At 34.5% G+C, this 23,758-nt stretch carries 11 protein-coding genes and 1 tRNA gene; 11 read left to right on the top strand and 1 reads right to left on the bottom strand.

Annotation, left to right across the window (positions count from 1 at the left end):
- Nucleotides 1-163: 163 nt before the first annotated feature.
- The 8 genes from IPZ78_RS10955 (at nucleotide 164) to IPZ78_RS10920 (ending at nucleotide 16,752) form a co-directional block, all read left to right on the top strand.
- Nucleotides 164-6,016, top strand: a complete 5,853-nt coding sequence (locus tag IPZ78_RS10955; protein ID WP_225553614.1) for an ATP-binding protein — start codon at nucleotides 164-166, stop codon at nucleotides 6,014-6,016.
- Between the two features lie 1,073 nt (nucleotides 6,017-7,089).
- Entirely contained in the window at nucleotides 7,090-7,653 is a 564-nt protein-coding gene (locus IPZ78_RS10950; protein ID WP_225553612.1) for an RNA polymerase sigma factor, read from the top strand.
- A gap of 123 nt (nucleotides 7,654-7,776) precedes the next feature.
- A complete protein-coding gene (locus tag IPZ78_RS10945; RefSeq protein ID WP_225553610.1) occupies nucleotides 7,777-8,928 on the top strand; it encodes a FecR family protein in 1,152 nt (383 codons plus the stop codon).
- 181 nt (nucleotides 8,929-9,109) lie between these two features.
- Nucleotides 9,110-12,475: a TonB-dependent receptor gene (locus IPZ78_RS10940; protein ID WP_225553608.1), complete on the top strand. Its 3,366-nt coding sequence runs from the start codon at nucleotides 9,110-9,112 to the stop codon at nucleotides 12,473-12,475.
- 23 nt (nucleotides 12,476-12,498) lie between these two features.
- Nucleotides 12,499-14,319, top strand: a complete 1,821-nt coding sequence (locus tag IPZ78_RS10935; protein WP_225553606.1) for a RagB/SusD family nutrient uptake outer membrane protein — start codon at nucleotides 12,499-12,501, stop codon at nucleotides 14,317-14,319.
- Nucleotides 14,320-14,334: 15 nt separating this feature from the next.
- Nucleotides 14,335-15,039, top strand: coding sequence for a DUF3823 domain-containing protein (locus IPZ78_RS10930; protein WP_225553604.1), 705 nt, complete (start codon nucleotides 14,335-14,337; stop codon nucleotides 15,037-15,039).
- Between the two features lie 170 nt (nucleotides 15,040-15,209).
- Nucleotides 15,210-15,281: transfer RNA gene (locus IPZ78_RS10925), tRNA-Glu, on the top strand.
- 247 nt (nucleotides 15,282-15,528) lie between these two features.
- Nucleotides 15,529-16,752: a site-specific integrase gene (locus IPZ78_RS10920; protein ID WP_225553602.1), complete on the top strand. Its 1,224-nt coding sequence runs from the start codon at nucleotides 15,529-15,531 to the stop codon at nucleotides 16,750-16,752.
- Between the two features lie 724 nt (nucleotides 16,753-17,476).
- On the opposite strand, the gene IPZ78_RS10915 is transcribed toward IPZ78_RS10920, so the two are convergent.
- Complete coding sequence (locus IPZ78_RS10915) at nucleotides 17,477-17,701, bottom strand: helix-turn-helix domain-containing protein (RefSeq protein ID WP_225553601.1); 225 nt, start codon at nucleotides 17,699-17,701, stop codon at nucleotides 17,477-17,479.
- Nucleotides 17,702-18,391: 690 nt separating this feature from the next.
- On the opposite strand from IPZ78_RS10915, the gene IPZ78_RS10910 reads away from it, so the two are divergent.
- From IPZ78_RS10910 to IPZ78_RS10900, 3 genes are read left to right on the top strand one after another with little or no spacing between them, the layout of a single operon-like run.
- A complete protein-coding gene (locus IPZ78_RS10910) occupies nucleotides 18,392-19,141 on the top strand; it encodes a TlpA family protein disulfide reductase (protein WP_225553599.1) in 750 nt (249 codons plus the stop codon).
- Nucleotides 19,141-22,329 (top strand): SusC/RagA family TonB-linked outer membrane protein, encoded by a 3,189-nt coding sequence (locus IPZ78_RS10905; RefSeq protein WP_225553597.1) that lies wholly within the window; start codon nucleotides 19,141-19,143, stop codon nucleotides 22,327-22,329. The genes IPZ78_RS10910 and IPZ78_RS10905 overlap by 1 nt, the downstream gene beginning before the upstream one ends.
- Before the next feature lie 8 nt (nucleotides 22,330-22,337).
- Entirely contained in the window at nucleotides 22,338-23,717 is a 1,380-nt protein-coding gene (locus IPZ78_RS10900; protein WP_225553594.1) for a RagB/SusD family nutrient uptake outer membrane protein, read from the top strand.
- Nucleotides 23,718-23,758: the final 41 nt, after the last annotated feature.

The raw sequence follows: 23,758 nt of genomic DNA, 5'->3' as shown, positions 1-23,758 counted from the left end.
TTAGTCCTCCATTATAGTTTTGTTGGTTGAAATCATGATAAATAATCCTTCTCAAATAAAGCATTTCAATATAAATACAACGTTACGTGGCTAAGTCTGATTTGAATCTAAACTTTCATTCTTAACAATGTCTCATAGAAATTCACTATTTTGGTCAATAGATATGAGCAAAATTAATCCTAACAGTTCCATTAGATCTGGCTATACCTATGAGAACCTACACGTGCTAAAACACTGTGTGGACTGGCTTCTTAATCCTAGGGCATATACTCAAATACAAATCCAGTTTACGCCAAATCTGATAAAGGAAAAGTATTTTGCAATTGATGACGTCGTCGTCACTAGAACCGACGGGATAACCAAATATTTTCAACTTAAACATCGACAACATCCCGAAAGGGATTTATGGGATTTTGGGGAACTTAAAACAAAAGGATTGTTCAAATGGATAAGCTCATACTTAGCACTTGTCAAACTTGGGCCGACAGAATCTTCTTTACAAAGCAATGGAAATATCTCAGCAGATATAACCCAATGCTTGTCCGACTGTAAATTGGATAAAAGAAAGATCGCAAACGCCGACCCGGATTTTTATAAAGAGCTGACAGATAAGTTTTCTGAAGAAGATTTGGAAAGATTTTTCAGAAACTTTGACTTTAAGTTCAATCAGCCAGGCATCCAAGAACTTGAATCAACGCTAAGAGAAATTTTGTATAAAGAGCTGAAAGTGACCAAAGCTGGTGTCGATAGCCTATTACTCTACATTTCCTCCCAGGGACGCGCCATGTTTCCTAAAACCTTCACGCTTGAAGAAATACGAAGTTGTCTTTCATGGGACAACCCAAGGCCATTAAATCAAAATTTTGAAATACCTGACGATTTCGAATTCTTTGACAGGGGATTTCATGAGAAATTGCTGTTCGAGCTTAAAGATGTCAAAGGAGGTATAAAGGTCTTTACTGGAAAACCCGGCTGCGGTAAGAGTACTTATTTGTCAAAGTTATTTTCCACGTTGAAGAAAAACGGAATCATGGTCTTTAGGCACCATTACCACCTAAACCCTAAGGACTCCTCCTTTGCAGAGCGACTTAACTCGGATCGGGTCAAAGAAGCCCTTAAAGCTGAGTTTAAAAAACAAAAGAACACAGTGATTAGGGAACTCGGTGAAATAAATACAGAATATATCGCTATTAAAGCATTTATAGATCGAATTGCGGAATATCACCGTCATCAAGGAACCGCATTTATTCTTATCATAGATGGACTTGACCACGTTATTAGGGAAGGTAAAAATCGGGACGCTTTAGTATCATTCTTAAATGATATTATATTTCCACAGGAAGGCTTTTGGATAATATTCGGAACACAAGAGATGGCAACTCCTTGTTTTCCAAGAATTGTTGAACAATATGCTCCCAAGTCTGATTGGACTGAAATTAAAGGCCTTAACAGGATACAGGTTGCAAAAATTGTAAGAAAGGCATTTCCTGATGTTGCGAGAAAATATAAAGAGTACTTTCGAGAGAGTACGGACGCACTTTATGAATTAACCGCTGGAAACCCATTACACCTAAGATACATAATTACGGAGATTAGCAATAATGGCAGAAATCTTTCAAGCTATGAGCTTAGGGGAATAAAGCCATATGGTAATGATATTTCAAACTATTATGCTGCTTTGTGGAATTCTCTTTCGGAGCTTGCACAGAGTCTTTGCTATGCAATAACTGCATTAGATTTTAAGTTGCACAAGGAACAACTTTTTTCCCTAGCAGCCCACTTGACCAAATATCCAGCCGATGTAAGTATAGCATTTAAGGATATATCTCATTTGATCCGTATAGAGTTGTCTGGAATCTCAGTTTATCATAACAGTTTTCAGGTCTTTATGAATGGTCAACCAGAATTAAAAGAACAGCAGACAGCACTTTATAGGGTCATCAGGGAATGGTTACAAAATCCGGCGCAAGAATCTTTGAGATGGGCAGAATCATCAAAAATTGAATATTATTTGAATAATCCTGCACCTCTTTTATCGTTAAGCCACGATTGGATCATAAACAGTTATCTTGATTGTCGCGATGAGTTTCAGATTCAAAAGATATTAGACCTTGCAGCTAAAGCAGCTTTCGAAAATAAACGTGCTGACAAGGTAATTTACTTTTCCGTTGTCTCCAGTTACTTTTCAAATCGTACATTTAACATGGCTGAGTGCCTTAATACGCTTTGGATTACATCTTTTCGGTCTAAGCCCAATCTTGCAATACCATATCCAGACTTCTCAAAGTTGACCCATTACCAAGTTAAAGAGATATTGATAAGTCTTAAAAATAGGGGGATTGTAAACGATATTCCTTTGGAGGCAATGGAACGGATGAACGAACTTTACAAAGACCGCAATTCTGATCAAAGAGAACTAACTCTAAACTGGATAGAAGTATTGGTCGCTTTTCCGGATATTCCGACAAAGAAGGTCTTCAATTTTCTCAAACAATTCCGTAAATCAAGCGAAGCCTCCACATACTTTTCAGCTTACCTAAGTTGCCTGCTGGCAGACGAAGCTAATAATAGAGAACGTATAGATGCATTACTAAGACTGAGACTAAAACCATCAGAGCGTGTAGCACTTTTGGAGGTATTCATGCGACGGGATATGTTGAGTGGCTCTTATCAATGGATAGAAGTCATAACCAGAACAAACCTAAAAGCTCATCGAATGATGAACTTTTATTCTGTTTATTCAGGACTTAAACCAGCGAAATTATCTAATTTTCCTAGTCAAGAGGAATTCCCTGACGAATATGAATACTATAGTTCCTCAAAAAGTATAGAAATAATAAAACTGTTTGAGCGCACTTTCGACGCTGCCTTTTTTAACGTCTTAGCTGATAACAAAACAACTATCAATAAATTCTTAAATAATGCTTCGGAACGTTGGCCCGTAAAACTGGCGAAAATTGTGGCTAGAATCGCTTCAACTTTGGGGAGATCTTTTTTAGAGAAGAAAAGAATAAAACTTCATGATGTACTCCAGCATCTTGACGAACTTCCAGAATTGGACTTCTCATATGATTTTAAAATCTATGAACTTAGAAGAGCAGTTGTTCCCTATATTATAGAAGAAACAGTATGGTTAACACAGGTTACGAACATCCGAAACGGAAATCAACCTGAGTTGACCAAAGCAGAGCTCGATCTCTTATTTCATCATAAATGGTATTATCAAAATAAGTTATTTGATCTGGTACAAAGCAAGCTGGTGTCAATTTCCGACGAAGCTTTGGATTTTTTCTTGGAACAAGAACTAGACAAGCTTCAACAAGAGCTGATACCATTCAAAGACAAAACGGAAAGCCTAGTAGGCCTAACTTTACTGTACAAAGACTTCCAGAATGGCGTGCACTTGCCTAAACTTCTCTATCTAACCGCAGAAAATATTTTGGCCTATGGTTATCATAAAGATATGTTCATCCATGATATCATAGAGAGCATAGAGGTTCTTATTGATTCTGGATCATCCGAAACAGGTGAATATTTGAATAGGTTAATGCCATTTGTTTATTATATAGAAGAGCTTACTGATGGTGATGAAACAAGGCATTTTATCTCTGCTTTTTACTTACTAGTGGCTCGTTATGATATTCAGTTGTTGTATAATTTTTATTTTCATCGATTAGATACCAGAGAGTACCTTGATAGTGACATTCTCTGGACTAGTGTGCTTAAAACGCTGGACTTAAATAATCCTGTCTCATTTGCTTTAGCATGTACCGCAATAGACCACTCTGGGTTTTCTACTATTTCAAGTGAAAATGTTAACCCCAAGATGACCGAAGTTATTGCAGACATTCACTCAAAATTCGGGGGGCTCAATTATTCGAAGAAAGAAAGTAATTCCACATCATATAAACGCGAGAATTCAAATGACAAATCCTACACGTCCGTAATACCAGGCAGTTTAGCTAAGATCCTATTAGACAGAAAGGAAAAAGAAGACTTTACAAGATTTGACCAAGGACATTTTATTAATCTTTGGGCAAAATTCTGGTTACGAAAGTTGCCGAATTCAACTTTAGAAATTTTAAAAGAAATTAAAAGTGTGTTGGGTGATAAACCTTGGGATATAGGAAAAGAAACATTAAATATATTATATCCCTACGCATTGAAAGTTGACAAGGCGCTGGCCTTTGATTGTTTGTGCTGGCAAATGATCGCTATTGGGGGATGGAACAGTAATTATATGCTTCGTATGGAAGACGCTCGTACTGTTTGGCGGGAGGTTAATCAAAGTTTTCCACACAGGAGAGAAGAGTTTTATCAATGGACTGTGAGTAACTCAGGATTACGATATGGTGACCAAAAGAATTATTCAATTCCAATTCCCAAAAGTATCCAGTTCTTTGTTGATGCAGGGCAGATACAACGTGCTGAAGAGTATGTAAAATTCTATTTAAATACTCTCGCGAGCATTTTTCCTAATGTGGCTCTACCGGTTCCTGAATTTTGGACTAAACCAAAAGAAATTAAACCGTTTGATTTACTCTTGCGTCGTTTGGAATGTATGAGCCCATTAGTAAAATCTACTGCTGCAGAAAAAATATCAGAACTTCTGCGTAATGATAAATCGGGAGAGATTCATTCAATGTTCTATTCTTGGCTAGAATCCTGTAAGCTGGAATCTATTGCATGTTATGGCTTGTTAGTAATCATACGCTCACTACAGAATCAGCAGTCATTAACGTTTAAACATCTGGGGCAATTACGATTGGGTATATTACTAAAAATTCGATGTATGGCGACAGATCTATTACTTGAGCGTATTGCCGAGATATTGAAAGTTCCATTATATATAGATAGGCCGCTTATTGTCGCCATTAATTCTGCACCTCCCAAAATTGATCTCGATCATTTCAAAAATTTGATTGGCAGAAACCTGACACTTTCTTATCTCGATTTTTTGGATGATATTGAAGACCGTAGTCCATTTTCAGTATGGAGGGCGTGGCTGTGTATGTATAAAGAGCGTTGTGAGGAAATGGGATTGGTGTACCAGTCTGAAGATGAAGAATATGAAAATAGGGGAACTACAGTAATGATTGGTAGGAATACTATTTTTGCTGAAATCTTAAAATCGACATTCTTTAAAATTATCGATAGCCTTTATGATATGGGGTTACTTGACATAGGGACGTTTTTCCGTCTGACATTAAAAGTTTTGCCGATAGACTATTCTATATGGGAGGTTTCCCCGCAACGTAAACCGGAATGGTGGCCAAAGTTTCATGTGGCTTTAATAAAATCAGGAGATGCGCATCCGGATTTATCCGAAGAATTAAACCAAGCATTTATTGCGTCGGGAGATAACACTATTTTATCGATGAACGCTGTATTTCATCATGGTGAAGACTTTTATTCGGCTGAGACCTATTACGTACAAAAAACAATTGCATTTGCGTACCCATCAAATCAAACATTAATTGGAAATGCAGACCAAATCTATGATCAAATTCATGCCAATGGATTTTTGTATCCAAAAATTCGAACCCTCAACGAATTTGGATCTTTGGATAATGATTTAGGCTATTCTGCAAGGAATCGGAAACCTGCAATCTCAGGTTTACAACCGCTAACAGCTCAACTTAATATTCCGACTCATCATATATGGGAATACTATCGCATCTTCAACCCTTTTGTGTTACTACATCCTCTATTGGGTTCAGGATTAAGATTGGAACCTAAAACGGATGGTATATTCTATTTTTCTAAGGAACGGCCCATTGCGAAAGCTGCGGACTTTATGTCAGGATTACGGGAAACATTTAACCATCACTTACATTTGATCCCCCATTCAAACTATCTTGTTATCGATACTGCTTTTTTTAAGGATATTTTGCAGAAAAATAATATGCAATTCGCATATATTGTAAGGGAAGAATTCTATTATAAAGCCGATTCTTACCAGGATGAATGGCCAAAGCCATATGTGACCTATCGAGTAGTTTCAAAAAATATCTAAAGATTTTTCTTCTTATCAAAAGTTAACAGAGGTTTTCTTTTCTATCAACATCAGGGATATTTAGAAAGAAGAAAACCGATGGTTACTAATCAAGTAATTGGGAAGGAAGATTGAATTGATATTACAAGACCAATGAAACTAAAATCACTTATGCAATAGCCGAGTAATATATCTTTAAGGTAAAAACTTGGATGGACCAATATGGAATTTATTGATAAACTAAGTTCAAATAAGCCTAACAGAATACTTTTATCAGGTGAGATAGGTTCACCAGGGGGAGCACCTCCATCCTAATAATATAATTATCAATCTTTTCACGACGAAATATTGAAGCTTGATCTACCGACCAGCCTTTAGACGTGTTTATCTCCGAAAACAAAGTCTTATTTGCTGTTTTTTTTGAATAATGTCTGACCAGAATAGTTGAACAAAATTATTCTTCCGTTCACTATTTTTAGAAAACTGAAAATCAACAAAAAAAGATGGAAACATCAGAACCTTGAAGAAGATATCGAGATGCATGAAAGACATTCTAAACAGAAGACAGCAGCGGTTCTTCAAAAGATTCAGGACTAAAGTTGATGCGAATTTCGAATACAAAGGTTGAACTAGAAATACAGACTATCAACAACTTGTATCATAAGCATTTATTGACTTAAGGGTAAAATAGTTCACTACTTTCTTTAAGTCAAGTTCATAAGATTCGAACCCTTAAACTGTTCAAAATAAAGTTTAACAGTTAATTAAATCGCTAAAAAATCCCTATATTTATGTAATAGTAATTGCAGCTAAAACATACATCAAACCAGTGAGTTATTCGGTGAGTAGGGAAACAGAAGGTTTGTAAGACATTGAAAATAAGACTAATGCTCAATGGGTATTATTCCCCTACGGGCTACAAAAAAGCGACTTCAAAAGAGTCGCTTTTTCTTTTTATAAAATATTCTTTACACTCATTCACATCTCTTCTGTTTTAACTTATTAATTCTAATAATTGTTATATCTTTCGTAGATTGACAATATTTCTATTAATAAATAGTTTTATTAAAGAAATTTTGAATTAAGCTTGTCAGATGGACAATAGCAATATCGTAGATCAATTATATCATAATAATCAAAATGGATTAAAGGAGCTTTATAAAATTTATTATAAACCTCTACTCTACTTTGTAATGCAGTATGTAAAAGAAAAGCAAACTGCAGAAGATATTGTAGCTGAAACATTTGTTAAAGTGTGGGAATATCGCCATAAATTCTTGGCTATAGAGCCTTTACGTTCATTTCTATATGTTACTAGCAAAAATCTTACATTAAACCAGCTAAAAAAAGCCTCGTTTAAATACGAAAACATTGATGTTAACTCGTTAGAAAATGAAATATTATCTGATTCTAATATTTTAGATAAGATCGTTAAAACAGAGTTACTTAAAAGTATTTTTGAAGAAGTACAAAAACTTCCAGAAAAACAGCAACAAATTATAAGATTAACTTTTATCGAGGAAAAGTCTATTGAAGAGATCTGTGCACTCCTAAAAATGAGTGAATCTGCTGTCTATACAAATAGATCGAGAGCTATCGCCTCATTAAAAAAAATGATTGGCAAAAATCCAATATTAGAATTTCTTATTACCCTTTAATAAAATTATATAGCTATTAATCAACTGTTTGCGGTTAATTAATAAATAATTAACCTTGTAATGTAAGAAATTACCTTTCAAGTTGTTATACCCATTGATAACACAATTATTTAAATTCATTTCATGCATCATATTGATAAAATAACGCATTTACTAAAGCGTCACTTTATTGGCTCAGGCAATATCCAAGCGGATAAAAATGAACTTTTGGAGCTTCTTGAAAGACACCCAGAACTTAATCAGTTATTAGAGGAACTGAAAGATCCTTCCGTAGCAGGAAATATGTTAAATGAATACGATGATCTCAACACCGAAAATCAGGATTTAATCCTTGAATCCATTCTGGAAAAGATAAGAGAAAAACCGTCGAGAAAACATGTCGTATTCAAAATCATAATATATGCTGCAGCCTGCATATTGTTATTAATTGGGTTTTATACCATGCAAAACTACAAATCTCCAGCGGTCAAAACTGATATAACGGTTGAAAATTTTATAGCAGGTCAAAAAGGCGCCCTACTGAAATTGGCCAATGGCACCACGATACCCCTTAATGGAGATAAACAAGGTATTGTAACTGGTGAGGGAATAACATACGAGGATGGTACCAAACTACTAAGTGATGACGAACTACAATCAAGCCAATTATTAACACTGCTGGTTCCTAATGGTAAAGAATTTCAAATCACCCTTTCAGATGGAACAAAAGTCTTTTTAAATGCAGGGAGTGAATTAACTTATCCGATAAAATTTACACAGAGCACCCGAAATGTACAATTAAAGGGTGAAGCCTACTTTGATGTTAAGACCATCAAAACTAAACCATTCTTGGTGAAAACACCGACTCAAACTATAGAGGTTTTAGGTACACAATTCAATGTAAACGAATATAGTAATACAAATCCTTCTGTCACATTAGTGGAGGGGTCAGTAGAAATTGAAACCTTAAAAAAGAATAAAGTTCTTCTGACGCCTAATCAACATGCTACAAATACGAATGGAACACTCTCTGTCAAAAATGTGGATGTAAGTGAGTATATAGCTTGGAAAAACGGCGAATTCCTCTTTAATTACGAGAAGCTTTCAACGGCTATGGAAAAAATCAAACGATGGTACGATATTGATATTAAGGTAGATCCAAACGCTGATGATATTCAACTTTGGGGATCAATAAAACGAAAAGAAAACTTTACTGAGGTACTAAAATTAATAAAACTAACTAACAATAATTTAAAAATAAATATTAATGGCAGAAAAGTAACTGTAACACGATAACACGATTATCAACCAATTCAAGAAGAAAAAAGCGGAAAAGGTGGAGCTTTCCCGCTAGATTCTAATTCAAAAAACCGTTTACACACAATTTTTTAGAACTAACAACCAATTAAAAGTAATGAAAATTAACTTCTATTCTCATTGGCGGATACAATTTATTCCGCTCAGAAATCTATTAATTATGAAATTCATTTTTTTACTTGTTTTTGTTTTCACTTTGGGGAGTCAGGCTAGCATTAATGCGCAGACTGTTAATTTTTCTAAGAACAATGCATCCTTAGTAGAAATTTTTCGTGAGATAAAAAAACAAACTGGCTACACTATAATCTGTGATGCCAACATTTTAAAAAATGCAACTCCTGTTTCAGTATCCCTGCGGAACACTCCTTTAAAGAGTGCTTTAAAAGAAAGTTTACGCTCGAATGATCTCGATTATTATATAGATGGAGAGTCTATAGTCATTCGTGAAAAAACAAATGCAAATCAAATGAAAATTAGTTTGCCAAAAATTGAATCTGAAAAAAGTCAACAAACCGTAACAGGAACGGTAACTGGTGCGCAGGGGCCATTAGCAGGTGTCACCGTCTCTGTTAAAGGCGTTTCTACACAAGTAACATCTACTGATGCAAATGGTAAATTCTCCTTACAAGTTCCATCGGGGAACGGAACGCTAGTATTCAGTATGTTAGGATATATTAAAAATGAAATTGAAGTAAACAGCCGAAGCATCATTAACGTAACCCTTAAAGAAGAAGAAACTGCAATGACTGAGGTCGTTGTCGTTGGATATGGAACACAAAAAAAAGCTACAGTTACTGGTTCTATTGCACAAGTTAGTGGTAAAGAAATTGTAAAGTCTCCTGTTGCTAACATTAGCAATTCCTTACAAGGTAGATTGCCTGGACTTCAATTTCAACAAACAAGTGGTGAGCCCGGTGGTGACGCCGCCAATATTAATATTAGGGGATTAGGTCCAGCTCTGACTATTGTTGATGGTGTTCCAACTGACATCAATCAGATAAATCCTAATGATATTGAAACAATCAGTATCCTAAAAGATGGCGCTGCTGCCATATATGGTTTTAGGGCTGCAAATGGAGCTATTATCATCACTACAAAAAGAGGAAACTCATCTAAGCCTACTTTGTCGTTTGACGCATACTCTGGAACACAAGCGAACGCTATCCCTTATCCAACTTTATTGAATGCTGGTCAATATATAGAGCTACAAAACGAAGCAGCCATAAATTCTGGATCATCTTCTTCTTTACCCTATACTAAAGAGGAGGCTCAAAAATGGAAAGAAGGTGGACTAAATTATGAAAGCACAGATTGGTATAATTTAGTGTTTAATGAGTACGCCCCACAAAATAGTATTAATCTAAGCGTTCGTGGAGGTAGTGATAATGCTAGATATTTTATATCTGGTGGCGTTCTTAATCAAAGTGGAAATATAAAAAGCGACAATTCTAACTTCAAAAGATATAATTTAAGAAGCAACATTGACTTCAAAATCAATAAGGATTTCAAAGCCTCAATTAACTTAAGTGGTAGACTTGAAAACCGCAATGCTCCTCCTTATCGAATTACGGGAAATGACTTCAATATACTACAAACTGTAGCTCGCGTTTATCCAAGTTATAAGCCATACGCAAATAATAATCCAGACTATTTTGGGACAACGAACGTACCTTCGGGCAACCCGCTAGCAATGTCTAGCAGCAATGCTGGGTACAATAGAAACACCTGGGCTGTAATGAATGCATCAGGTACTTTAGAGTATTCACTCCCCTACGTGAAGGGTTTGTCTGCTAAAGCTAATCTTAATTACGAGTACGTAAATTATAATTCAAAAACTTGGAACAAACAATATTCATTATATAATTATAATGAAACAGCTGATATGTATGATATTGTTTCCAATGTTAACAACCCAACTACACTTAGCCATAATAATTATCAAGAAGGCATTCCTATTGATTTACAATTATCGCTAAACTATGAAAATACCTTTGCACAAGACCACAATATTAAGGGATTACTCCTAATGCATAAAACAAAGAAAAATGGTTTTGGATACTACGTAAACAGAAACTATTCTTTAGATGCACTTGATCAATTGGGAAAAGGAGACGTACTTAATCAAACATTAGGCGAAAGCAAAAATTATCAAGAAGCTTATTTGGGCTATGCGGCTCGTTTGAATTACGATTATAAAGGAAAATATTTATTTGAAGCGATAGGTAGATACGATTATTCGTGGAAATTCCCCAATAACGCTGGTTTCTTTCCTTCTGTGTCGGCAGGCTGGATCGTATCAAACGAATCATTTTTTAATGTACCACAAATAAATAATCTTAAAATAAAGGGATCTTGGGCAAAAATGCCAGATGACAATGGCTTTGGTGGATTTATCTATTTATCAGGGTATAATTATCCGAGCGGGAGCTATTTATTTTCTTCAGGAACACCTGTCAATGGTCTCAGAATAGGCGAGCTTGCAAACCCTAGCCTAACATGGGTGACAGGCGCTATGCATAATTTAGGGGTAGAAATTGGCTTATGGGACAATATGATAACTGGGGAATTTAATATATTTCGTAGAAATAGATCCGGATTAACAGCAACTAGAAATGCAACATACCCTTCTGTATCTGGAGCATTTACTCCACTAGAAAATCTCAACGAGGACAATACAAGGGGCTTTGAAATAGAATTAGGATTAAACAAAACTATAAATGGTTTAAAACTGAATGTTTCGCCAAACTTTGCCTACTCAAGATCAATGAATGGATTCCAAATCGACCCACCAGCCGGTAGCGCTTGGAGCAATTATGTTGACAAAAGAACAAATAGATGGAACAATATCGGTCTAGGCTATGTAGCTCTTGGTCAATTCCAATCTCAAGAAGAAATCAATACCTCTCCTGTACAAGATGGTCGTGCCAACCATTCCTTACGCCCGGGAGATATCAAATATGAAGATATCAATGGTGATGGTGTGATCAATGATGATGACAGAAGATTTATTAGCCGTGGTGCTTTCCCTCAAATTCAATACGGGTTAAACCTTAGTCTAGAATACAAAAATTTTGATCTTTCAGCCTTATTTGCTGGAGCAGCTCATTTTAACATCTCATATGATGGAGAACTACAACGTCCTTTCTTCAATGGCGCTAATTCATTTGACTTCTATATGGATAGATGGAGACATGAAGACATTTATGATACCTCTTCTCCATGGATTAAGGGTAAATACCCTAGCACTGTAGCAGGAGGTTCGGACAATAACAATAAATATTCTACATTTTGGGTGAAAAATGGTGATTACCTAAGATTAAAAAATCTAGTAATAGGTTATTCATTACCCAAAAACCTTTTAAGTAAAGTAGGTATAGAAAATGCACGTATTTATGCCTCAGGACAAAACCTATTTATATTATCCGAAGTAAAGAATTTAGATCCAGAAGCATTTGCAAATGCAGCTAGAGGGGCATATTATCCTATTCAAAAGGTATACACTTTTGGAGTAAACATTGGTTTCTAATCATTCATTAAAAGAAAACGATCATGTCAACAATTAGAAAAATACATTATATATTATGTTTTACTCTTCTCCTTACAGCATCATGTAATAAGGATTTTGTAAAACTTGATCCGACAGACAAGATATCAGACGATCAGGCTTATTCAACACCAAATGCAGTACAGGCACTTATGGTTTCTCTATATGAGCGAATTGGTTGGAATTTTGAAGATCAACGATTTGGAGAAGGTGGTCCAGGAAACTATACCTGGATATGGACAGATGAGGCGCACGGAAGTTACACATGGTCTGCGACCGCCAACACTAATACTGTATCGGACAACTTTGGGTGGTGGGATTATGTCCTCATCAAAGATTTGAATGATTTTATTGCAAAAATATCTGACGCAACTGTCACTGCTGAGCTAAAAACTAGATACTTATCAGAGGCTCACTTCTTAAGAGCTTATATATATTTCAGTATGGTCAAAAGATATGGTGGTGTACCTATTGTAGATAAAGTGCTGCAAATAGGGATTGATGAATTAAATATCCCTCGATCTACAGAGCAAGAAGTCTATGATTTTGTGGAAAAAGATTTAAATATTGCAATAGAAGGCCTATTAACAAAATATGAAGATGGAACAGACAAATATAGAGCTACAAAATATGCGGCATATGCTCTAAAATCTAGAGCCATGCTATATGCTGGTTCAGAAGCCAGATACGGAACGGTTCAATTGAATGGCTTACTGGGTATAAACAGTACGTTAGCACAATCGTATTTCCAAAAAGCATTTGATGCCGCCAATGAAATTATCAAAAATGAAGAGATCAAATTATATAAAGGTAATCCAGACTACGCTTTAAATTATCAAAAAATCTTTGACGGCTCGGTAGATCCTAATGCCAATAGCGAAATAATAATGGCTAAAGGGTATGCTATGCCAAACAATGCCTACAATTTTGATTTATATAATGCACCACAATCATTCAAAGTGGACTGGGGCTGCTTTACGAACCCCACAGCAGATCTAGTGGAAGATTATGAATATACAGACGGTACAGCGGGCAAACTTAAAATTAAAGATGGCTCAGGTCAATACATAAAATATAGCAATCCAGCAGATCTTTTCAAAAACAAAGACCCTCGTTTCTTTGCAACCATTTTATATCCTAATGCTACATTTAATATGAATGGCAATCCACAAGGAAATTTTATCGGCATCAGAAGAGGAATCATGGTTGGCAATAATACCCTACAAACAGATGACGCAAATCAAACGCATGGTTCTGGTACATTTGCTACCACTATCTTAGGTAAAGATGGTCCTACAGTAGCTAATGGTGACCAGACAAAAACTGGTTTCTATATCAGAAAATTTATGTCAGAATCTTCATCCTTCATTCCAGGATGGGGAAAAACAGAAACACCAGGTATAATTTTCAGATATGGAGAAGTATTGCTGAACTATGCAGAGGCTGCATTTGAAATAAACAACGCTACACAAGCCGCGTGGGCTGTGAATGAAATTAGAGAACGTGCTGGTATGCCAAAACATGTGAGCATTGATATGGCGAAAATTCGTCACGAACGTAAAATCGAACTTGCTTTCGAACACCATAGATATTGGGATGTCCGTAGATGGCATATTGCACATACGCTATTTAACAACACGCCACTTCATGCTCTTCATCCATTTTTAGTATGGGAAGATGGAAAGCCTTCGTCAGAAATGTCTTATGTATTCCAAATAGTACAAATTCCAAATCGTCCGACAAGAACGTTTTTGAATGCGACTTATTATTTCAGAATTGACAACTCAGGGGCGAACACATATTTAATCCAAAATCCAGGTTATTAATTAATATAATCCATTATGAAAAAGTATTTTATATTAAACATCATATTCATAAGTTTGACTTTACAGTTTTTTAGCTGTTCTAATGATATAGACAATCTTACTCCACCCAATGGAACTATACATGGTGCACTTTTGGATAAATCGACAAAAGACACTGTGTATACAAGCAATAACACTTCGGGATTTAGTTTCCCAGATGGAGTATTGAATTTATTCCAACAAAACTATAGCAGTACAGTAGCTGGCCCACAAGGGACATCCTTTACTCAATATGGAACATTCAAAAATACGGCTATTTTCCATGGACAATATAAAGCTATACCAGTAGGAGCTTTTTATGCAGATACAGTTTTATTAAATGTAAGTGAAAACACAAAAATTGATTTTGAAGTGAATCCATTTTTGAAAGTAAATATCAATGTAGATACAAAAACAGCAAACTCAATTACGGTAAGCTATTCGGCTAACACAAATTCCGATAAACATAGCGTTAATGAGCTGGCGGTCTGGCTAGGAACAACAGAAGGTGTAAGTCGATTCTTTTGGTTAGGATCCAATAGAGAACTTCACGAAAATTTAAACGCAAATGCTTCATTTACTAAAACATTTCAAAACTTATCTCCGAATACCAGTTATTATATAAGAGCCGGAGCAAAAGCTTCTGGCGATAATCCTCAAGGATACTGGAATTACTCTAAGTTGATAAAAATAAAATTATAAAGCAGTATCAAGCATGAAACAATAAATTGACTTCAAAATTCATGTTACAATTATTAGAAAGCTGCTCTACGACTACTCTGTGGAGGAAATTAAATTTTCCTCCACTTTTTTTAAAAAATATTTGGTAGTAAAAAAATATACTTCTATATTTGCAACACTTCGGAAATGATGGCCCGTTCGTCTACCGGTTAGGACGCCAGATTTTCATTCTGGAAATAGGGGTTCGATTCCCCTACGGGCTACAGATCTTCAGATCAAAACATACAAAAGCTTGCAAATCAAATGATTGCAAGCTTTTTTGTTTTTCAGTATCTACAAAACTTTCAACTATTCCCAATAAAAAAGTGAGTCATTCGGTGAGTCATTTTCTGAAAACCATTTACTCACTGAAACAGGTTTAACACATTGATTTGTAACACATTCAATAGTTAAACATCTTGATTTCATTTTACTGCAAGGCTAACTTTGTTTCACTTAAATGATTAAATCATGAGTAAAAATTATTCCTTGCTCTTCTACCTGAAGAAACCAAAAAACCACGCCTCAGGTCCCAAACCGATCTACATGCGCATCACCGTAGACGGTGTCCCCAAGGAAGTATCTACAGGAAAAGAATGCGATCCTGTCAAATGGAACTCCAGAGGAAACCGAGCCAAAGGCACAAAAGAGGATGTCAGAACTTTGAATAGTTATCTGGACGCACTTGAGTACAAGATTAATGAGGTGCATTTGCAGTTGACTAAGAACGGTGATGATATTACGGCAACATCTCTCAAACTTAGATATCTTGGAAAAGACATTCAAAGAAAAATGTTACTAAATGTCTTTATGCAACATAACGAGCAAATGTCCGAGCTGTTAGGAAATGGATTCAAGCCCAATACGTTGAAAGGATACAAAACCTCATTTGCACATATCGCAGAATATATTAAAAATAGTTACGCTTCAAAAGATATTGAGGTAAAACAACTTGATCATGCCTTTGTATCAGGGTACGAGTTTTACTTACGTTCATCCCGAAACTGTACGGCTATTTCTGCAGCCAAGTATATCAAACATTTACGTAAGATTGTTAAGATATGTATAGCACATAAATGGATTATAGAAGATCCTTTTGCACACTATCAAAACAAAGCTAAACCAAAAGTAAAGACCTTTTTAACTGCCGATGAATTATTGCGTATCGAACAAAAAAGCTTCACCATACCCAGACTTGCTCACGTCCGTGATATTTTTGTATTTTGCTGCTATACGGGTCTATCCTATGCTGATGTAAAGAAGCTGACTTCCAATGATATTGCTCGAGGTGTTGATGGAAAATTGTGGATACTCACCAGCAGAGAAAAAACAGAGACTTCTTCTCATATCCCTTTACTAGACAAAGCTCTTTCGATAATAGCACATTATAAAGATTTTCCGCTATGCCTTACAAAAAACATTGTCCTGCCTGTACTTAGCAATCAAAAAATGAACAGTTATCTCAAAGAAATTGCGGACATCTGCGGCATCCACAAAGAGCTTACTTTTCACATGGCTAGACATACTTTTGCTACGACAATAACTTTATCCAATAATGTACCAATCGAAACTGTATCAAAAATGCTCGGGCATACTGATTTAAAAACAACGCAACATTATGCAAAGCTTTTAGATACGCGGATTGCAAGTGATATGTTCACTCTTCAACAAACTTTGGGAAAATGTCTGCCATAGAATTATTAATTCTTAAAACATGTAGATTTGATAGAAAAGTGATTTATCTGTATAAGAACATTATTATTTGTCTATTAGTGGGGCTTCGCAATAAGAAATTTGTTAAGAATGGTTAAAGGTTTTCCGACCAATAACAGTTGTGCTTATATTTGTTGCACATAATTTAGGTTAATAATTGGTTAGTTAAAGAGTCCCAACCTCCCCGGTTGGGACTCTTTTTTAGATCCTAGTTAACTATTTGCAAGTCTATTACATAGAACATATAGTTTTCCTTGTTAGCAAATTCATATATTAACAATCTTTTTCCAATAAATACCTTAATTCAAGCCTGACCAGCTTTTAGCAATTTAATATTTACGTTTATAGAATCATAAGTCCCAATTATACTGACGTTTCAACCGAATCTATCCATGTGTTTAAGATCAAAAGCAACAACCGGGAAAAAATATAGTGTTAATAAGGAAGTTTTTAAACAAGTATTATCCTTTTTGTCAAGAATATGTAGACTAGATGAGACCTTTCAAATTGATGGCTATTCACCATTTCTTCTTGTATAGATTTGTTTTCTTTTTTTTCGTTGGATGTATCCAATGTTCAATTAAATCAGGTTTCTGGAGGTCAGCTGACAAATTTGACAGTTTCAATTCTGAGTAATATCTCCATATAATCTTTTTTAAAAATCTCAATTCTAATTCTGTACTATTAATAAATTCAAAATCATTAATCAAAAGTTTAATAACTCGTTGGAAGTTATTTCTAAAGCTTTTATTATTTGATGTATGGTATAGACAGAAGGAGTAACACGACCGTTTTCAATTCGACCAATTGTTTGATAATCTTTAAAGCCTATAAGTGCCGCTAATTCAGGTTGAGTAAGATTTTTATCTTTTCTTATCTCTTGAATACGTGCTCCTAATAATTTTCTAAATTTAAGTTCTTCTAAATCCATAGGAACTAAGCACGATATATTATAAAAAATTATACCAAACATATTTGTTTGGATGTTATTGTTTTACTATATTTGATTGTATTATCAGATCATATTCTGATTTATGGTGTTAAATAAAAGAGTCTCGGCTACAAACTCTGACAATAAATTACGGCGAGGCGATGGATTTTAATGCCCAAGTTGATATTTTGTGTAACTTAGTTGCACGCTATAGCTCTTGGGCTTCTGTCGTGAAATCGTCCGTAAGGGGTCAGAGCCTAGTAGTGCGATTGATAGAAGCTCAGCTGTAGTTTCCTTTCCATTAGAGACTCACGAATTATAAACTGGTGAGTTATGAACAAGCAACTTTACAAAAACATTATTTGCGCGCCGGAGTAGCTCGGTAGGCTAATTGGCTATATCATAGCCGAGAGATCGTTGAATGCTCCAATTATAAACCAGATAAGAAGAAAGAATAGATACCGATTCTGGACATTCCGATTATCCATGTTCAATTTATTTTTTAACAATGTGGCCTGATCAAGGATTAGGTACGATAGATATTGAGATTATTTCTCTATGAACTCTTCTAGATTTCTCCGCTTCGGTCGAAATGACGGAGAGGGGTGATTAGGTCACACTCAATTACCAAAAAACTCCCATACTACGGGACTCTTTTGGTCCGTTAGAGAGCAATTAAATTCCAAAAAAATGAAGAATTTTTACTGGGCTGGGAGCGAAATGCCCCAAGGGCAGAGCTATGCCCGCCTGATAATACAAAATAAGATAACACCCAAAACCAATTTACTCCCATCTGAACATGAGGAATCAGAGGGTGAGGAATTAACATCTGATGAAAAGAATAGTTATGCTTCCTATTTGGCATCTATAATCTATGATTATCAATTAAAGTATGTAAGTATTTTCTTATTAACTTTTCTTAGTATGCTAAAATTCGATTTTGCCTATGCACAAGAAACTACTAAATCTGAAATTGTTCCTTTGCAAATTGGACAAAAGGTCCCTGAAGAATTTTGGACAAAGGAACATTTATTTTATATCAATTGTGATACCGTTCGTAAATCATTAGAAGAACATAAAGGAAAAATGGTAGTTCTAGATTTTTGGATGACAGGCTGTATGCCCTGTTTACTTCATCAGAAAGAAATCAATAGATTCAAAGAAAAGTATCCTGATGAGCTTTATATAGTAATGATTAATAGCTTAAAAACTAAAGAGAACTATAAAAAGATACACTCCTTTGCTAGTAGTGATCGTTATAAGTCACTTAATCTAGGGATGTTGAATTCCATTATAGAAGATAATTATCTTCAAATGATGTTTCCATATCGAAGTTATCCTAGTTATTTCTGGATTAATGAATCTGGAATTTTACAGACACATACCTATCGAAACCTTTTAGATCCAAATTACCAACCACCATTTATTTTAAATAAGTAATGAGATATATTATTACTCTTTTTTGTACAGTAATAGGTTTTGCTGTACATGCTCAGATTGTTTTGAAGGGAAAAGTCATAGATACTAGAGGAAATGGTATTCAAGGGGTCTCTATTATGTTAAATAAATCAAACCAAACTGAATATTATACTGATGTAAATGGTTCATTTGAATTCCGTTCAAATATAAATAATGGAGAATTGCTATTTAAACATATTTCTTATGAAAGTAAAACTATAGTTTATAATAACAATAATACCTCGATTATAGTTTTGATGAATCATAAAAACCAAGAAATTGAAGAAGTCAATGTAGTAAATACTGGATATCAAACGATTTCTAAAGAACGTTCAACTGGTAGTTATGAAGTAATTGGTAATTCGAAGTTATCTCAGAGAATTTCTGTGAATATTTTAGATCAATTAGAAAATACAGTTCCCGGATTACAGTTTGACCGTAGGGATGGTAATGCCACAATTAACGTTAGGGGATTGAACTCTCTTTCTACACCTATGCATGGTCCGTTAATTGTGGTCGATAATTTCCCATTTGATGGCAGTATAAATATGATTAATCCAAATGATGTAGCATCCGTAACAATTTTAAAAGACGCTGCGGCAGCATCTATTTGGGGGGCTAGGGCAGGTAATGGCGTTATTGTAATAACTACTAAAAAAGGTCAATTTAATCAGCCTATTAAATACGATTTCAGCACTAATCTTATGATTAGAAATCGTCCAAATTTGAAATATATACCCAGAATGTCTTCCATAGATTTCATTGACGTCGAAACTATGCTATTTAAACAAGGGCACTATAACTCAATATTAACTAGTACTAATCTATGGAATTATATCACATCTCCAGTAGTAGACCTACTGCACGACCACAATCTTAATATTATAACTGACGATGAGTTAGAGAAGGCTATATCTCTGATTAAAAATGAGAACCATGATTACCGTGATGATTTATTAAGATATCAATATAGAAATGGTTATCAAATTCAAAATTCATTTTCTTTATCTGGTGGTGGTACAAATACCAATTATTACTTTTCAATTGGACATGACAAAGGCTTTGGAGAACAAATTGGAAATAGTGACAATAGGTATACTGTTAGAAGTCAAAACAGCTTAAAATTTAGTGATAAATTCAATTTATCAACTCAAATTTCATATGCATTTTCTAAAAAAAAAGCACAGTCTGGTACGATTGAGATAAGTCCTGGAGGAGGTAAATCAGCCATGTATCCCTATGCGAAACTAGTTGATGAGAACGGAGAATATCCTGCGATTCCTTATCAATATAACTTACGTGAGATTCAAAGTCTAGATAGTCGTTTGTTGGATTGGACATATAATCCCATTCGTGATGCTGCAGCAGTTAATTTATCCAATCAAATGAACCATTTTCAAGCTAATCTTAATCTTAATTGGAAAGTTTTCAAAGATATATTTCAAATAAATGGTATTTATAGTTATGAAAATCAGCATACGAATCAAATTAACATTGAAAGTATGGGTGCCTTTTCTACAAGGAACTTAATAAATCGTCATTCAGTGGTTATTGGGGATATTTTATCATATGGAGTTCCATTAGGTGATATGCATACAACATCATTACAAAATATTGCTAGTCATAGAGGAAGAATTCAAGCAAATTACAATCAAATATTCGCTAAAAATAGAATAGATTTTTTAATAGGATCGGAAATTTCAGATAGATTGAATAACGCGGATTCTTATAGACTATATGGTGTTGATCCAAGGACATGGGTTCATGCATCTATAAATACAGCAGATAGACTTCCAACATATAATAACATGTTTGGAACTAGTATAATCCCAAACATAGGAGGTAAAAATAGGAACATAAGACGATTTGTTTCATTTTACATGAATGGAAGTTACAGTTTTGATGATAAATATGTTTTTTCAATTTCTGCTAGAAAAGATGCCGCGAATACATTTGGTGTTAAAGCAAATGAAAGGTGGAATCCACTATGGTCAGCTGGGTTATCATGGAACATCGTTAATGAAGATTTTATAGCAAAATATCAATGGATTGACGATCTAAAATTGAAATTGACAACTGGTCATGGTGGCAACTCTGGTGGTTTGGCGAATACTTTACCCATCATAAAGACTCAAAATAGTGTTGTTAGTTATTCAAATCTCCCTTATGCCTTAATAACATCTTTACCAAATCCAAGACTGAAATGGGAGGATGTTCGAATGGATAATCTTGGTTTTGAATTTTCTTTTTTAAATAGATTACTGAATGGAAGTTTTGAGATTTATAAGAAAAAAAGTGTCAATTTAATTGCTAACGACCCTATAGATCCTTCAAATGGTGAATTTTATATTACAAGAAATGTAGCACAATTGTCTGGAAAAGGAATGGATGCCAAAATAAACAGTGATTTTTCCATTGGTAATACCAAAGTAAATTTGAGATCTGGATATAGTATAAGTACAAATAAAGTGGAAAAATTTTATGGAACAATTGCGGCAACAGACTCTTACACGAAGGAGGGAGGTAAATCACTTACGCCGATGTTAGGTAAATCCCTATATCCTGTTTTTTCATACAACTTTCAGGGATTATCATCAGAAGGCAATCCAACTGGATTATTAAATGGAGAAATTTCCGAAAGTTATAATCTGTTAATTAAAGATTCTTTACAAAACACAATTTATCATGGTACAGGATTAGCGCCCTCTTATGGATATTTTAATCCGGAGGTAAAATGGAACGGTTTTGAAATCATGATGAATATTGTCTTTAAAGCTGGAGCATATTTTCTTAAGGAAACAATCAATTACAACTCGCTTTATAACAACTGGGAATCTCATGGTGACTTTAATAAACGATGGAAAGAAAAAGGAGATGAGAATCTTACAACAATACCTGCAATGATTTATCCTGCAAATAATATAAGAGATGTATTTTATGCACAATCAAAAGCAAATATTCGGAAAAGTGATTTAATAAGATTAAATGATATACGAATAGCATATTCATTTCCCCTAATTAAAAATAATAAAGTAGGAATTCAACTTTATTTTACTATTAATAATGTAGCTCTACTTTGGACTTCGAATTCCGATAGAATTGATCCTGATTATAGTGGGATGCCTGCATTAAGAAATTATAGCCTTGGAACTAAAATATCATTAAAATAATTCATATTATGAAACTAATTTTATTTAATATAGGTAAGTGGCTGATCTTAACGCTACTTATTTTAACTCATATTTCATGTAACGAATTTTTGGATGCAAAACCACAAATTTCAGTTAATATTCCAGAAACATTAAGTGACCTTAGACTTTTACTGGATGATGCTAATACTATTAACCAAAGTGCGCCAGGGTTAATTGAATTGGGATCAGATGATTATGTAGTTGATTACACTGTGTTTACATCAAGACCAATGTTTGAACAACAAATTTATTTATGGGATAATCATCCGCAATTTCAACTGTCGGATATATCATTGCAATGGTCAAAACCTTATAGAACAATACTGATTTCTAATGTTGTTTTAGAAACATTAGATCGTATGAATGATGTTGATAATAATCTGAAAAATCAATTAAAGGGTGAAGCGTTATTTGTAAAAAGCTTTAATTATTATATTTTATCCCAAATATACAGTGAACCGTATGTTCCTAATAGTAAAAATGATAATCTAGGTGTAGTCTATCGTCCCAGCTCAGATTTTAGTGAACAATCATATAGACCAACAATAGCAAACGTTTATGAAACCATATTGGAAGAATTGAAACAAGGATATGAATTGTTACCAGTTCAGCAAATACATAAAACAAGACCAGATAAGCAAGCAGCAGCTGCACTATTAGCTCGTGTATACTTATCCATGGAGAATTATGAAATGGCTTTGCAGTATGCTGAAAAAGCATTGGAATATGATAATTATTTGATAGATTTTAACACACTGCCTATTACAACTTCTAATCCGCTGGAGGTTATGGGAAAAGAAGTGATTTATCATGCCATTTGTAATACAGCATCTTATATTACTGCTAGTAGAAGTAATGTTGCACCTTCAGTTTACAATTCTTTTGATGATAATGATTTACGTAAATATCTATATTTTAATGCGAAAGCAAATGGGACATTTAGCTTTAAAGCAAGCCATTCAGGATCAAGTGTGATGATCTTTACAGGACTTGCTATAGATGAATTGTATTTTATTCAAGCAGAATGTCTTGCGAGAATGAACAACTTGAAAGAAGCTCTAATAATAATGAATAAATTTTTGAAGCTACGGTGGAAGTCAAACACGTATCTTGATTTCAATTCAGAGGATAAGTTGGAAGTATTGAAGTTTATTTTAAAAGAGAGAAGAAAAGGTTTAATTTTTAGAGGGATTCGCTGGTCAGACTTGAGAAGACTTAACAGAGATGATAATTTCAAGGTCACTTTAACTCGACAATTTCTAAACAATACACTAACAAGTGAACTTAAGCCAAATGATCTTAGATATACTTATTTAATTCCAGAAGAAGTAATAAATATGACTGGTATTCAACAAAATAAAAGGTAAATTTAATATGTTTTAATAGGAGAGCAGCAAAGACTGCTCTC

It is taken from the genome of Sphingobacterium bovistauri (genome assembly GCF_020295405.1).
GTDB classification, from domain to species: Bacteria; Bacteroidota; Bacteroidia; order Sphingobacteriales; family Sphingobacteriaceae; genus Sphingobacterium; species Sphingobacterium bovistauri.
The sequence above is the reverse complement of the archived record's forward strand: the minus strand, read 5'-3'. Positions and strand labels throughout refer to the sequence as shown.

Bases quoted from the DNA above. Each gene is read 5' to 3' on its own strand.
- IPZ78_RS10955 (WP_225553614.1), top strand. From the start codon at position 164: ATGAGCAAAATTAATCCTAACAGTTCCATTAGATCTGGCTATACCTAT.
- IPZ78_RS10950 (WP_225553612.1), top strand. From the start codon at position 7,090: ATGGACAATAGCAATATCGTAGATCAATTATATCATAATAATCAAAAT.
- IPZ78_RS10945 (WP_225553610.1), top strand. From the start codon at position 7,777: ATGCATCATATTGATAAAATAACGCATTTACTAAAGCGTCACTTTATT.
- IPZ78_RS10940 (WP_225553608.1), top strand. From the start codon at position 9,110: ATGAAATTCATTTTTTTACTTGTTTTTGTTTTCACTTTGGGGAGTCAG.
- IPZ78_RS10935 (WP_225553606.1), top strand. From the start codon at position 12,499: ATGTCAACAATTAGAAAAATACATTATATATTATGTTTTACTCTTCTC.
- IPZ78_RS10930 (WP_225553604.1), top strand. From the start codon at position 14,335: ATGAAAAAGTATTTTATATTAAACATCATATTCATAAGTTTGACTTTA.
- IPZ78_RS10920 (WP_225553602.1), top strand. From the start codon at position 15,529: ATGAGTAAAAATTATTCCTTGCTCTTCTACCTGAAGAAACCAAAAAAC.
- IPZ78_RS10915 (WP_225553601.1), bottom strand. From the start codon at position 17,701: ATGGATTTAGAAGAACTTAAATTTAGAAAATTATTAGGAGCACGTATT.
- IPZ78_RS10910 (WP_225553599.1), top strand. From the start codon at position 18,392: ATGAAGAATTTTTACTGGGCTGGGAGCGAAATGCCCCAAGGGCAGAGC.
- IPZ78_RS10905 (WP_225553597.1), top strand. From the start codon at position 19,141: ATGAGATATATTATTACTCTTTTTTGTACAGTAATAGGTTTTGCTGTA.
- IPZ78_RS10900 (WP_225553594.1), top strand. From the start codon at position 22,338: ATGAAACTAATTTTATTTAATATAGGTAAGTGGCTGATCTTAACGCTA.